Genomic DNA, 12963 nt, shown 5'->3' on the forward strand with positions numbered 1-12963 from the left:
GGGGCGTTTGGGGCGTGCCAACCTCACACGAGGTTGCTGTGGTCAGAATGCGCCAGAACGCAGCCGGCCGATAGCGGCGTGACTGCGGTCAAGGGCAGGTTCTGGCCATCCAATGCTGAATAGCAGAGGCCGGACGACGACCGAACCGGTCAACAGCAGCGTGATCGCGGTCAGGACGGCATCTTCCTGCCCGACGCAGGATGGCGGAGGTCGGAACGGTGGGGCGGTCCGGGGCCACTGGCGCGATGGGCTGGCAAAGCGCGTAAGGGGCGTAAGGGGCGGCGCGACGAGGACGGGTCAGCGGCGGCTTTTGGTGGCTTGGCCCGGCCCTACCAGAGCGCGGTCCAGAGGCCGATGGCGCCCACGAGGATCAGACTCAGCGCCCAGACCGCGTCGAGGTTGAACCAGCCTTGCGACAGGAACCGCAGACCCAGCCAGCGGTAGACCCCGATGGCCAGCGCCGATCCCGCCAGCGCCATGACGGCGGTGTGCAACGCCGCCACCGCCAGTGCGATGCCGGCGGTCTGCGCCATCAGCTCACCGGCGGCACGGTGGCCTGCGTCGAGCTCTTCCGGCGCGCAAAGGCCCAGATAGATCGGCACCAGCATCAGCCCCGCGCCATGGGCGATGGCGGCCAGAAACGACCAGAGCGCCAGATGCGTGGGTTTCACCCGCGCCAGAAAACGCGGATGGCGCCGGTTGATCAGCAGGTAAACCCCCAAGGCCATGACCGCGAGGGCGGCCGCGGCGCGGATCTGCACCTCGTAGGTGACCAGCGTCGCCATGGCCGAGAACGGCAGCAGGATCGCCAGCATGGCCACGAAATGGCCCAGAGCCAGCAACGCCAGCGCCTGCCCAAGCGCCGAGGCCCGGCGCGCCATCAGCCCGGCGGAGACCGCCAATGGCCAGCCCATACCGGGGTTGAGCCCGTGGTAGAGCCCCGACAGGATCACCGCGCCCCAGAGCGCCGCCATGGTGCTGCCCGCGTCACCCACGCGACACAGCCCCGGGCCTGCCCCGGGGCCTCGTGACAGGGCTGCGGTGGAGGCCCCGGGTCGAGCCCGGGGCTGCGCTGCGCATTCTCACACCGGGGGGTAGCAGAGGCTGCCGGTGGCGCAGGCGGTGCCCGCGAGAGGGAGCTGGTGGCTGCGGGAGCCGCGCCGGTACGCGGCCGGGGACGCCCCGTTCGGCGTCGGTCCACCGATTTTGCCCGGCCCGGCTGCGGCGGAGGCCCCGGGTCGAGCCCGGGGCTGCGCTGCGCATTCTCACACCGAGGGGTAGCAGAAGCTGTCGGTGGAGCAATCGCCGCCTTCCAGACGAATCTGGTGGCTGCGGTAGCCTTCCGGGAACTCGACCCAGAAGTCCTCGTTCAGCGTCAGACCGCCGTTCTCGCCCACATCGGCCATCACCATCGCCGCCCCCCGGTCGCCGGGATAGAACTGGTCGTCCCAGGTGGAATAGAGCGAGTTGGTCCAGTAGACCCGCTTGCCGTCGCGGCTGATCTCGACCATCTGCGGGCCATAGCCGAAGTCCTTGCCGTTGGGATGCTTGGTCTTGCGGACGATGCCGCCGATCTCGACCTTGCCCGCCAGCACCGGGTTGAACGGGTCGCTGACGTCGTATTGGTGCATTTCGCCCAGGCCCCAGCAGGCGACGTAAAGATACTTGTCGTCGAGGCTGAGGTCGATGTCCGTGACCAGCGGCGGGCAGGCGCCGAAGCCCTTTAGCAGCTCGGGCAGGTCGTCGGCATCGGCGGGCACCGGGTCGATGGTGATGGTCTTCTTGGCCTGCCATTCGCCGTTGTCGTCGCGCCACCAGGTGAAGATCGCGCCTTGCAGGTTGGTCGTGTCCACCACCACGCCGCAAAAGCCGTATTCCTTGACCGGATCATGTGCGGGCCGAATCTCGAGCGCCATCTGGTGATTGGCGCCTAGATCGATGCTCTTGACCACCTTGCGCCCGCGCAGGTCCCAGAAATGGATGTGGTGGCCGTATTTGTTGCTCAGCAAATCCTCGGGCACGATGCCGTTCTCGAATTGCGGCGGCAGGCCCCATTCCGAGCTGACCATGTAATCGCGCGGCAGGTTCCACCAGAAATCGTAATGCTTGTCCTAGATGCCCCGGTCCATCTCGTAGCGGCCGAGGATGTCGAAGGTCTCGCAATCCATGATGAAGATACCCGGAGGGCCGTCGGTGCCATCCGCGCCGCCGCCACCCAGGGTGCTGACATAGATGCCCTCGGGGCCGCAATGGATCGTGTGCGGGCGGGAATAGCCGGTCTTGGCCATCAGCTCTTCGGGTTCGATGATCTTGTGGATCTTGGCCTTGAGTGGGTCCTTCACGTCGACGACGTAGATGCGCGACGACCGGATGCCCGGGATGATCAGATAGCGGCGTTCCAGGAAGGCGTGGCCGGTGAGCGGCGACAGCGCCGAGGAACAGGCGTTCCAGCCGAAATGGTGAAATTCGTCACCTTTGTTGGGCATCATCAGGGAATGGACGATCTGGCCATAGGTCTTGGACGTCGGGTCGACGTCGACCACGGCAAGCCCGTCGGGCTGCGAGCCGTCGGGGCTGAGCATCAGGGTGAAGGCGAGCGTTTCCGGCGGGGCCTGCATCGCGAGCTTAGGCGTGGCGTGGAATGTCGGATCCGGTCTCAGGTTCATGATTTATGTCCTCCCTAGAAATGCAGTCGTAAAAGTGCCGGACCGCGCGTGCCCTGGCATGACGGCCACCGGGAAAACGGCGGCTTTGGTGTCATGTCCGGAACCGCCGCGCGGCGTTGCGGGGACCGTCCTCCCGGCCCCTCGCGCAGCTTGGTTCAATCATGCGTTGAAATCCACATAATTCCCTGCCGCGCCGCAGCAAAGCGGCCGCCCGGGCCGTCATATCACGGCACTCTCCACCAATGGCGCGCCCGAGAGGATCCGGTCGATGTGGAACGGGGTCAGATCGAGGCTGCGATAGCCGCCGTAGGTCAGCCATTCGGCGGTGCCGCGCCCCATCGCCGGGGCCTGTTGCAGCCCGTGGCCTGAAAAGCCGTTGAGGAAGATGAAATTCCCGACCACCGGGTGGGGCCCCATGATGGCGTTGTGATCGACAGTGTTCATGGCGTAATGCCCGGCCCATTCCGCCTCGACCCGGATCGACTCGAACTGGGGGATGCGGGTCGCGAGCACCGGCCAGACGTGGTTTTCCCAGAGGCCGAAGTCCATCGTGAAATCGTCCGGGTCCACCGCCGGGTCGATGTCGGAATGCGCCCCGGCCTGATAGGTGCCGCCGCCGTTTTCGCGCACATGCACACCCGAAGGGTCAATGGTCAGCGGCAGGTCGCGGTCAAGCGGATGTTCGGCGCGGAAGACCCAGGAATATCGCTTGCGCGGCTCGACCGGCAGGTCGATCCCGGCCATCGCCGCCGTACGCGCCGCCCGCGCGCCCGAGGCGTTGACCACATGGCCGCAGGACAGCACCTGGCCCGAGGCCAAAGTCACGCTTTCGACCCGCGTGCCGGAGGCGTTGCGGGTCATCGCCGCGACCTCGCCCGACAGGTATTCGACCCCGCGCTCGCGCCCCTTGCGGCGCAGCCAGTCGAAGACGGCGGAGGCGTCGAAGTAGCCTTCGTTCACTAGGTTGATCGAGCCCAGGACGATGTCATCGACGTTGTAGAACGGATAGGCGCGGCGGATCTCGTCGGGCGTCATCAATTGCGTCGCCGCCCCGGCGTCGCGCTGGATGCGCTGATTGGCGCGCAGCACCTCGGCGAAGGCCTGAGTATCGGCGAGGTACATATAGCCGAAAGAGTGGATCGACAGCTGGGGCACGCGGTCGTCGCCGCCCATATACCCGCGCAGGTTGGTGACGAAATCGGCCGCGAACTGGCTGATCCGCACGTTGAGCGCGGTCGAGAACTGCTGCCTCATGCACGAGGTCGTCAGCATCGTGGCGCTTTGGGCGTAGGTCGGGTCGCGCTCGATCACCAGGACCGTGCCGTCGAAATCGGGCATTTCGGTCAGGAACCACGCGGTCGCGGCGCCCATGATGGCGCCGCCGACGATGATCACGTCATAGCGGCTGCGCTGCGGGGTGGTGTCGTATGTGGCGGCCATTCTGCCCTGAGAGTTGTGCGGCGGGTTTGCCGCAAGGTGGCCGAAAACGCGGCCGCCGCCAATGGGGTTTCGCGCCGTGGCGCGCTAGCGCGCCAGCCAGCCGCCGTCGACGGGCACCACGGCACCGTGCATGAACGCCGCCAGATCGCTGGCGAGGAAGGCCACGGGGCCCGCGATCTCTTGGGGGCGGCCCCAGCGGCCGGCGGGCACCCGCGCCATGAGCGCCGCGGTGCGGTCCTGATCGGACTGAAGCGCGGCGGTGTTGTCGGTGGCGACATAGCCGGGGGCGACGGCGTTCACGTTGACGCCGTGTGCGGCCCATTCATTGGCCAAAGCGCGGGTCAGTTGGGCGATGGCGCCTTTGCTGGCGGCGTAGCCGGGCACGAGGATGCCGCCCTGGAACGACAGCACCGAGGCGACGAAGACGATCTTGCCGCGCCCCCGCGCCACCATCCCCCGACCCAGATCGCGGGCCAGCAGGAAGGCGGCGTCGAGGTTGACGTCCAGCACCGCGTCCCAATCGGCCATGCTGTGTTCCGCCGCGGCGGCGCGGCGGATGATGCCGGCGTTGTTGACCAGGATGTCGATCTGCGTACCGTCCGAGGCCAGCCCGTCGATCATGCCCGCGACCTGCGCGCGGTCCGAGAGATCGCAGTTGAGCGGCCGGAAGGCTTCGCCGAGGTCGCGCGCGAGGTCTTCGTCGCCCTCGATCTGGGTGCCGACGCCGATGACCTTGGCACCGCAGGCCAACAGAGCCTCGGCGATCGCCCGCCCGATGCCACGGCTGGCCCCGGTCACCAGCGCGGTCTGGCCCGATAGGTCGATGCTGAGTGCGGTCATGTCGGTTGCCCCCTGAAAGCTGCGCCCCCGATCAGACCATCATCCGGCGCGGGTCGGCAAGCATCCCGGCCAGCGTGGTCATGAAGCGCGCCGCATCCGCCCCGTTGATCACCCGGTGATCGTAGCTGAGATCGAGCGGCACCATGGGCACCGGGCGCGGCGTGTCGCCGTCCCAATGGGTCACGGTTTCGGTCCGGGTGATGCCGAGGATCGCAAGTTCCGGCGGGTTCACGATGGGGGTGAAGCCGATGCCGCCGATGCCGCCGAGGTTCGAGATGCTCATCGACGCGCCGCCCATTTCCTCGGGCCGGATCTTGCGGTCCTGCGCGCGGGAGGCGAGATCGGTGATCTCGGCCGCGATCTGCCAGAGCCCCTTGCGGTCGGCGTCGCGGATCACCGGCACCATCAGCCCGTGGGCGGTGTCCACGGCGATGCCGATATGGACGTAATCCTTGAGGATCAGCGTCTTGCCATCGGCGCTGAGCGAGGCGTTGAAGCGGGGGAATTCGCGCAGGCAGCGCGCCAGCGCCTTGACCTGAAACGCCAGCGCGGTCAGTCGGACGCCGCGCGCCTGCGCCTCGGGCCTGAGCTCGCGGCGCAAGGCCTCGATGGCGGTGACGTCGGCGCGGTCGTGATGGGTGACCTGCGGGATCAGCGCATTGGCCGCCCCCAGATTGGCCGCGGCGCGCAGGCCGAAACGGCTCATCGGTTCTTCGGTGACGGGGCCGTATTGGCTGTGGTCCACCTCCCAATACGAGGTGTCCCCGGCGGGCGCAGGAGCAGAGGCTTTGCCGCCCCCCTCCAGATCCTCGCGCGCGATCGAGGTGCGGCCCAGATCGCGGGCCAGCTTTTCGATGTCGATGCCCTTTTCCAGGGCCAGAGCCCGGACCGAGGGCGGTGCGATGACGTCCGACATGATCGCCCCCTTACCAGCTGGCCGAGATGTACTGGGTTTCCATGAATTCGAGCATCCCCTCGTGGCCGCCTTCGCGCCCGAGGCCCGATTGCTTGGTGCCGCCGAAGGGGGCTGCGGGGTCGCTGACCAGGCCGCGGTTGAGCCCGACCATGCCGTAATCCAGCCGCTCGCAGACCTGCAGCGCGCGCTTCATGTCCTCGGAGAAGACATAGGCCACCAGCCCGTATTCGGTGTCGTTGGCGCGGCGGATGACGTCCTCTTGATCGGTGAAGGTCTGGATCGCGGCGACGGGGCCGAAGATCTCGTCATGGACGCAGTCGGCATCCTCGGACACGTTCGACAGGACGGTGGGCGGATAGTAGTACCCCGTCCCCTCGGGCGCGGTGCCGCCGCATTCGATCTTGGCCCCCTTGGCGACCGCGTCGGCGACGAATTCGGCCACCTTGTCGCGGGTGCTGGCGTTGACCAGCGGGCCCACGTCGACCGACGGATCGGTGCCGTCGCCCATCTTGAGCGCGGCCATGGCAGCGGTGAATTTCGCCGTGAAGGCCTCGGCCACGGCTTCGTGCACGTAGAACCGGTTGGCGGCGGTGCAGGCCTCGCCGAGGTTGCGCATCTTGGCCAGCATCGCGCCTTCGACGGCGGCGTCCAGATCGGCATCCTCGAAGACCAGAAGCGGCGCGTTGCCGCCCAGTTCCATCGCCGGTTTCAGCACCTGATCGGCGGCGGAATGCAGCAGCTTGCGGCCCACGCCGGTCGAACCGGTGAAGCTGACGACGCGCACGCGCGGGTCGTGCAGCATGTGATCGACCAGCGCGCCGGTGCGTTTGGACGGCAGCACGTTGACCAGCCCCGGCGGCACGCCCGCCTCTTCCAGAAGCGGCATCAGCGCCAGCATGGTCAGCGGGGTTTCGGAGGCGGGCTTGATGATCACCGCGCAGCCAGCGGCAAGCGCGGGCGCGATCTTGCGGGTGCCCATGGCGGCGGGGTAGTTCCACGGCGTGACCAGCACGGCCAGCCCGGCGGGCTTGTGCTGCACCATGATGCGCGCGCCCGAGGCGGGCGCGTGGGTGATCAGCCCGTCGGCGCGAACGGCCTCTTCGGCGAACCAGCGGAAGAATTCGGCGGCATAGGTCGCCTCGCCCATCGCATCGGCGCGGGCCTTGCCGTTTTCCAGCGTGATGAGATGGGCGAAATCCTCGAGCCGCGCGGTCATCAGTTCCCAGGCCTTGCGCAGCACTTCGGAGCGCTGGCGCGGGGTGCGCGCGGCCCAGTCGGCCATCGCCTTTTCGGCGGCGTCGAGCGCGGCGTCGGCATCGGCGATCTCGGCCGAGGCGACAGAGGCGATCACCGTTTCGGTGGCGGGGTTCAGAACGTCGAAACGTTCGCCCCCGCTGCCCGCACGGAAGCCGCCGTCGATGTATAGATCGGTGGGCAGGGTGTCGAATTTCGGGTCATGGGCGGTCATGTCAGGTGTCCTTGTCGTTACAGCAGGTGGCGGAGCGGTTGCTCGAGCCGACCCGCGAAGTCGGAAATCAGCGAAAGCGCGTCCTCGGGGCGCAATTGGCCTGGTGCGCATTCCAGCGTCAGGGCCACGCCCGATCCAGTCGAGGTCAGGCTGAGCACCGGGGCGGCCTCGGCCCCCAGGCGCAGGCCGGTGATCCGGCTGAGACGCAGATCGCGCACGACCAGATCGGGCGTGGCGTCGTCGGTTTCGGTCACGCCCGCCAGCGGCCCGGCGGCCATGCTGAAGAGGCGGCGGCGCCCCGCGGCCTCGACGGCCACGATGGCCGCGTCGCCCGGCAGGCAGGCCCCGCCCAGACCCGCCAGCAGCGCGCCAGCATCCTTGAGCCCGGCGGCGTCGGCGGCCCAGGCCGCGAAGGCGGTGAAGCCCTCGGCGGGCAGCTCTGCCGTCAGATGCAGGCTGGCGGCGGCGGGGGTGGCCCCGGCGGCCGGCGCAGCCTCGGCAGGCAGGTGCTTGAGCGTCTCGATATCCGCAACATGGTAAGGCTGCGGCACGCCCTCTGCAACCAAACGCCCCAGATCGAGCCCCTGTTCCAGCGCCAGGCGCTTCGCCTTGGGCGAGGCGAGGATCTTGCCGCCGGTCGCCGGCGCGGGCACGGGCGCGGCTTTCGCGGCCGGTGCGGGTTTGGCTGCCGGAGCCTTTTCGGCGGGTGCCTCGGCGGCGGGTGCGGGTGCGGGGGCACCGCCGTCAAGGGCGCTGCGTTCGATGGTTTCCGAAGGGGCCTCTGCGGTCAGGATGGCGATGACCTGGCCGGTCGGCACGTCTTCGCCAGCCCGCGCGAGGCAGGCGGCCAGATAGCCCTCGGCACCGGCGGGCACCTCCATCGTGGACTTGTCGGTCTCGACCTCGAAAAGCGGATCGTCGGCGCCGACCTTGTCGCCCGGCTTGGCCAGCCAGCCGACCAGCAGGCCCGAATCCTGCGCCATACCGAGCGTCGGCATGATGATCTGCGCGCCCTCGGGCAGGTCGGAGCCGCCGCCGTCGGGGGTGGGAGGGTCCCCGGCGGCGGCGGACGGCGCCGCGTCGGGCTCGGCGCTGTCGGTGATCCGGGCGATGACGTTGCCGACGGGCACCTCGTCGCCCTCTCCGGCGCTGACGCCCGAGAGAAAGCCCGCGCCCTGCGCCTCGACCTCCATCGTCGCCTTGTCGGTTTCCACCTCGAACAGCACGTCGCCCTCGGCGACCGCGTCACCCGGTTTCTTGTGCCAGGTCACGATCACGCCGGTTTCCTGCGCCATGCCGAGCGCGGGCATGATGACATCAAGCGGCATGGATCATCTCCCCCGCCACCAGCATACGGGCCTTTTCGGCCACGCCTTGGGGCGTCGGCACGGTCAGATCCTCGAGCGCGGGCGAGAACGGCACCGGCACGTCCATCGCCCCCATGCGCAGCACCGGCGCATCGAGGTGATAAAAGGCCTTTTCGTTGATCCGGCTGGCGATTTCCGAGGTGACGCCAAAGCTCTGGTGCCCCTCGTCCACGACGATCACGCGGCTGGTCTTCTTGGCCGAGGCCAAAAGCGTCGCCTCGTCCAGCGGCACGATGGTGCGCGGGTCGATCACCTCGGCATCGATGCCTTCCTTGGCCAGAATCTCGGCGGCCTTTTCGCATATCTGCACCATCGACGAGGTGCCGATCAGGGTGATGTCGGTGCCCTCGCGCTTGACGTTGGCCTGGCCGAAGGGGATCAGGAATTCCTCTTCCGGGACCGGGGCCTTTTCCTGGTACATCAGCTTGTCTTCGAAGATCACGACCGGGTTGTTGTCGCGGATCGCGGTCTTCATCAGGCCCTTGGCCTCATAGGCCGAGGACGGCATCGCCACCTTGAGCCCCGGGATATGCGCGACCAGCGCGTGCAGCGACTGGCTGTGCTGCGCGGCAGACCGCCGCGTCGCCCCGAGATTGGTGCGCAGCACCAGCGGCACGTTCAGCTTGCCGCCCGACATGTAATGCGTCTTGGCCGCCTGGTTGCAGAGCTGGTCCATGATCAGAAAGATGAAATCGCCGAACATCAGATCGACCACGGGCCGCGCGCCGGTCATCGCCGCACCCACGGCCAGCCCCATGAAACCGGGCTCGGCGATGGGCGTGTCGATGACGCGGTCGGTGCCGAATTCCTCGACAAGGCCCGACAGCACCTTGAAGGGTGTGCCGGCCTCGGCCACGTCCTCGCCGATGATAAAGACGGTCTCGTCGCGGCGCATTTCCTCGGCAAGGGCCTCGTTGACGGCCTGGGACAGGGTAATATCTCGCATCGCTTCCTCCTCAAGCCAGCGCGTGTTCGACGTCGGTAAAGACGTGCATGTCGACCTCGGACGCGTCCGGGTATTTTGCGTTCAGCGCATAGTCGACGGCGGCGGCCGCATCCTCCTTGACCTCGGCGTTCATCGCCTCGATCTCGTCCTCGGTGGCGATGCCCTGCTCGACCAGCCAGCCGCGGAAGCGGATGATCGGGTCGCGGTTGTCCTTCCAGTCCTTCTCTTCGTCCTTGGACCGGTAATATTCGCGGTTGATGTCGCCCACATGGTGGCCGTGATAGCGGTAGGTCATCAGCTCCATGAAGAACGGGCCCTCGCCCTTGCGGGCGCGCTCGACCAGCTTCTGCGTCAATGCGTTGACCGCCAGCACGTCCTGCCCGTCGACCTGATGCGCCTCGATCCCGAAGGCCTCGGCGCGGGCGGTGATCGACCCGGCGGCGATCTCTTCGGTCCTGGTGTATTCGGAATAACCGTTGTTCTCGCAGGCGTAGATCACCGGCAGGTTCCACAGCGCGGCCATGTTCATGACCTCATAGAGCAGCCCCTGGGCCGTGGCGCCGTCGCCGAAGAAACAGACCGTCACGTCGTCCGCGCCCTGCAGCTTGGCACGCAGGGCCGAGCCGGTGGCGATCCCCATGGACCCGCCGACAATGGCGTTGGCGCCCAGGTTGCCGTGGCTCTGGTCGGCGATATGCATCGAGCCGCCCTTGCCCCGGCAATAGCCCTCTTCCTTGCCCAGAAGCTCGCAGAACATCTGCTTGAATTCCGCGCCCTTGGCCACGCAATGACCGTGGCCGCGGTGGGTCGAGGTGATGCGGTCGCTGTCGGTCAGCGCCTCGCAGATGCCCACGGCGACGGCCTCCTCGCCGGAGTACATATGCGTCAGCCCCGGCATCTTGGCCGAAAGATAAAGCTGGTTGGCGTTATCCTCGAAAGTGCGGATCCGGACCATCTGCCGGTACATGCGCAGATAATCCTCGGTATTGGTCTTGGCGGCAGCCATGGCAATGTCCTCTGAGGGGCGCGACGCCCCTGTCTTCTTCTTGGCTAAAATACTCTCGGGGGGTGTGGGGGGCAGACAGCCCCCCACCCTCGACCCAGCTCAGTAACGGTTGGCGATGGGCAGTTCCTCGGCCGGGAAGAGGCTGATCACCTCGCAGCCGGTTTCGGTCACCACCACTTCTTCCTCGATCCGCGCGGCCGAATAGCCGTCGGCGGCCGGGCAATAGGTTTCCAGCGCAAAAACCATGCCGGTCTTGATCTCCATCGGATGATCCAGCGACACCGCCCGGCTGATGATGGGCCGCTCGTGCAGCGCCAGCCCCAGCCCGTGGCCGAACTGCAGACCAAAGGCCGTGTCCTCATCCGGGAACCCGAACTCCTCGGCCTTGGGCCAGGCCTGCGCAACCACGTCGGTGCTCACACCCGGACGGATAAGGTCGATCGAGGCGTCGATCCATTCGCGCGCCTTCACATAGGCGTCGTTCTGCGCGCTGGTCGCGCGGCCGATGTTGAAGGTCCGGTAGTAACAGGTGCGATAGCCCTGGTACGACTGCAGAATGTCAAAGAACGCCTGATCGCCGGGGCGGAAGTAGCGGTCGGTGAAGTTGTGCGGATGCGGGTTGCAGCGCTCGCCCGAGATGGCGTTGATCGCCTCGACGTCGTCCGAGCCCATCTCGTAGAGCATCTTGTTGGAAAGCGCGACGATATCGTTCTCGCGCACGCCCGGCTTCAGCTCTTCGTAGATCATGTGATAGACGCCATCGACCATGCTGGCCGCCTGGGTCAGCAGCTGGATCTCGTCCCAGTTCTTGATCTCACGCGCCGCCAACATGATCTGCTGGCCGTCCACGACATGCAGACCTTCCTCTTGCAGCGCATGGAACATCGCCGTTTCGGCGTAATCCACGCCCACGGGCATGTCGGCCATGCCCGCGTCCCGGATCAGCCCGGCGATCTGCTTGGCGTATTTCTTCATCAGGCCGAATTCCGGCGGAATGGTGCCGCGCATGCCGACCACGCCAGCGAGGCAGTGGTCGGGCTCCAGCCAGTCGGAATACTTCTTGTGATGCACTGCGGCCGAGCCGAAATCCCAGACATAGGGGCTGTCGTCACCCGTCAGCAGGCAGAAGCGGCACATCTTGTCCCGCTCCCATTCGCCGATCTTGGTGGCGCTGACGTAGCGGATGTTATTCACGTCAAACAGCAGCAGCGTGCCGGCGGGCGAGTTCTTGAGCGACTGCCGGGTGCGCGCCAGACGGTAGCGGCGCAGGCGGTCGTGGTCGATCCGGCGTTCGAAATCGACCGAGGTGTGGCCCCAGGCGGGAATGCGGCCTTCCCATTTCCAGTTGGGTTCAAGATCCTGCGGCGTCAGCAGGTTGGGCATAAGTGCGCGTGACATGGCGATACTCCGTAGGGTGCGCATTCATTGCGCACCTCTTTGTGAAAGGTTCAGGGGGCGGTGCGCAGTGAATGCGCACCCTACGACGTCACTGGATGCACCAGCCGCCGTCGATGTGGATCATCTGGCCGGTCATGTAGTCGCTGTCGTCGCTTGCCAGGAACGACGCGGTGCCGGTGATGTCGTCGGGATAGGACACGCGCTTGATCTGCAGCGCGTCGCGGACGATGTCGTCATAGGCCTGGCCTTCGCGCTCCTTGAAGCCGATGTCCACCAGATCCTTGTCGAGCTGCTCCCAAAGCGGGGTCACCACCACGCCGGGCGCATAGCCGTTGACGGTGATGTTGTGCTCGCTGAGCGCGATCGCGCCGCAGTGGGTCAGCGCCAGGCAGCCGTATTTCGAGGTGCAGTACACCGTCACATCCACCAGCGGCTTGCGCGAGGCGATCGAGCCCACGTTGATCAGCTTGTAGGGATGATCCTCCATCGGACCCTGCTTGATCATCTGGCGGGCGGTTTCCTGCATGCCCAGCCACATCGCCTTGGTGTTGACGTTCATGATCATGTCCCAGTTGTCTTCGTCGATATCCATGAAGAACCGGGGCTTGTTGAGGCCGGCGTTGAAGAGGCCCACGTTGATCGAGCCGAACGCCTCGACCGTCGCCGCCACGGCGGCGGCGTTGTCTTCGCGCTTGGTCACGTCCATCCTTGCCGCGATCGCCTTGCCGTTACCGGCGGCGTTGATCTTGTCGGCCATTTCCTGCGCGGCGTCGAGATCGAGATCCCCAAGGCACACGTTGGCGCCTTGCGCGGCAAAGTTCTCGGCATTGGCCGCGCCCATGCCGCGGGCGGCGCCGGTTATCAGAACGTTCTTACCTTTCAGGCGATTGGGGTCCATGGTGTCTCCTCCTCGTAG

The 12963-nt window shown here is 66.8% G+C and carries 10 protein-coding genes and 1 pseudogene; all 11 read right to left on the reverse strand.

Annotated elements, in window-relative coordinates:
- Nucleotides 1-329: 329 nt before the first annotated feature.
- The 11 genes and pseudogenes from RXV88_RS08995 to RXV88_RS09045 all read right to left on the reverse strand — a co-directional run bounded on the left by RXV88_RS08995 (nt 330) and on the right by RXV88_RS09045 (nt 12945).
- A complete protein-coding gene (locus tag RXV88_RS08995; RefSeq protein WP_316292211.1) occupies nt 330-974 on the reverse strand; it encodes a hypothetical protein in 645 nt (214 codons plus the stop codon).
- Between the two features lie 291 nt (nt 975-1265).
- Nucleotides 1266-2666, reverse strand: a pseudogene (locus RXV88_RS09000) (selenium-binding protein SBP56-related protein).
- Between the two features lie 219 nt (nt 2667-2885).
- Nucleotides 2886-4106, reverse strand: a complete 1221-nt coding sequence (locus RXV88_RS09005) for an FAD-binding oxidoreductase (protein ID WP_316292126.1) — start codon at nt 4104-4106, stop codon at nt 2886-2888.
- A gap of 84 nt (nt 4107-4190) precedes the next feature.
- Complete coding sequence (locus RXV88_RS09010) at nt 4191-4946, reverse strand: SDR family oxidoreductase (protein WP_316292128.1); 756 nt, start codon at nt 4944-4946, stop codon at nt 4191-4193.
- A gap of 31 nt (nt 4947-4977) precedes the next feature.
- On the reverse strand, nt 4978-5862 hold the full coding sequence (locus RXV88_RS09015; protein WP_316292130.1) for a 2-oxo acid dehydrogenase subunit E2: 885 nt from the start codon (nt 5860-5862) through the stop codon (nt 4978-4980).
- A gap of 10 nt (nt 5863-5872) precedes the next feature.
- Nucleotides 5873-7330 (reverse strand): NAD-dependent succinate-semialdehyde dehydrogenase, encoded by a 1458-nt coding sequence (locus tag RXV88_RS09020; protein ID WP_316292132.1) that lies wholly within the window; start codon nt 7328-7330, stop codon nt 5873-5875.
- 17 nt (nt 7331-7347) lie between these two features.
- Nucleotides 7348-8658 (reverse strand): biotin/lipoyl-containing protein, encoded by a 1311-nt coding sequence (locus RXV88_RS09025; RefSeq protein ID WP_316292134.1) that lies wholly within the window; start codon nt 8656-8658, stop codon nt 7348-7350.
- Nucleotides 8648-9643: an alpha-ketoacid dehydrogenase subunit beta gene (locus RXV88_RS09030; protein ID WP_316292136.1), complete on the reverse strand. Its 996-nt coding sequence runs from the start codon at nt 9641-9643 to the stop codon at nt 8648-8650. The genes RXV88_RS09025 and RXV88_RS09030 overlap by 11 nt, the downstream gene beginning before the upstream one ends.
- A 10-nt stretch (nt 9644-9653) precedes the next feature.
- A complete protein-coding gene (locus RXV88_RS09035) occupies nt 9654-10649 on the reverse strand; it encodes a thiamine pyrophosphate-dependent dehydrogenase E1 component subunit alpha (protein WP_316292137.1) in 996 nt (331 codons plus the stop codon).
- Nucleotides 10650-10748: 99 nt separating this feature from the next.
- The gene (locus tag RXV88_RS09040) at nt 10749-12047 is read right to left on the reverse strand and encodes a Xaa-Pro peptidase family protein (protein ID WP_316292138.1); all 1299 of its coding nucleotides are present in this window, start codon (nt 12045-12047) and stop codon (nt 10749-10751) included.
- A gap of 88 nt (nt 12048-12135) precedes the next feature.
- Nucleotides 12136-12945, reverse strand: coding sequence for an SDR family NAD(P)-dependent oxidoreductase (locus RXV88_RS09045; RefSeq protein WP_316292140.1), 810 nt, complete (start codon nt 12943-12945; stop codon nt 12136-12138).
- Between the last annotated feature and the right edge of the window lie 18 nt (nt 12946-12963).

The organism is Aestuariicoccus sp. MJ-SS9 (assembly GCF_032586235.1).
Taxonomy (GTDB): domain Bacteria; phylum Pseudomonadota; class Alphaproteobacteria; order Rhodobacterales; family Rhodobacteraceae; genus Aestuariicoccus.

What these genes read in the sequence shown, in the direction of transcription:
- RXV88_RS09030 (WP_316292136.1), bottom strand. Translation starts at nt 9,643, where the DNA reads ATGCGAGATATTACCCTGTCCCAGGCCGTCAACGAGGCCCTTGCCGAG.
- RXV88_RS09025 (WP_316292134.1), bottom strand. Translation starts at nt 8,658, where the DNA reads ATGCCGCTTGATGTCATCATGCCCGCGCTCGGCATGGCGCAGGAAACC.
- RXV88_RS09020 (WP_316292132.1), bottom strand. Translation starts at nt 7,330, where the DNA reads ATGACCGCCCATGACCCGAAATTCGACACCCTGCCCACCGATCTATAC.
- RXV88_RS09045 (WP_316292140.1), bottom strand. Translation starts at nt 12,945, where the DNA reads ATGGACCCCAATCGCCTGAAAGGTAAGAACGTTCTGATAACCGGCGCC.
- RXV88_RS09040 (WP_316292138.1), bottom strand. Translation starts at nt 12,047, where the DNA reads ATGTCACGCGCACTTATGCCCAACCTGCTGACGCCGCAGGATCTTGAA.
- RXV88_RS09035 (WP_316292137.1), bottom strand. Translation starts at nt 10,649, where the DNA reads ATGGCTGCCGCCAAGACCAATACCGAGGATTATCTGCGCATGTACCGG.
- RXV88_RS08995 (WP_316292211.1), bottom strand. Translation starts at nt 974, where the DNA reads ATGGCGGCGCTCTGGGGCGCGGTGATCCTGTCGGGGCTCTACCACGGG.
- RXV88_RS09005 (WP_316292126.1), bottom strand. Translation starts at nt 4,106, where the DNA reads ATGGCCGCCACATACGACACCACCCCGCAGCGCAGCCGCTATGACGTG.
- RXV88_RS09015 (WP_316292130.1), bottom strand. Translation starts at nt 5,862, where the DNA reads ATGTCGGACGTCATCGCACCGCCCTCGGTCCGGGCTCTGGCCCTGGAA.
- RXV88_RS09010 (WP_316292128.1), bottom strand. Translation starts at nt 4,946, where the DNA reads ATGACCGCACTCAGCATCGACCTATCGGGCCAGACCGCGCTGGTGACC.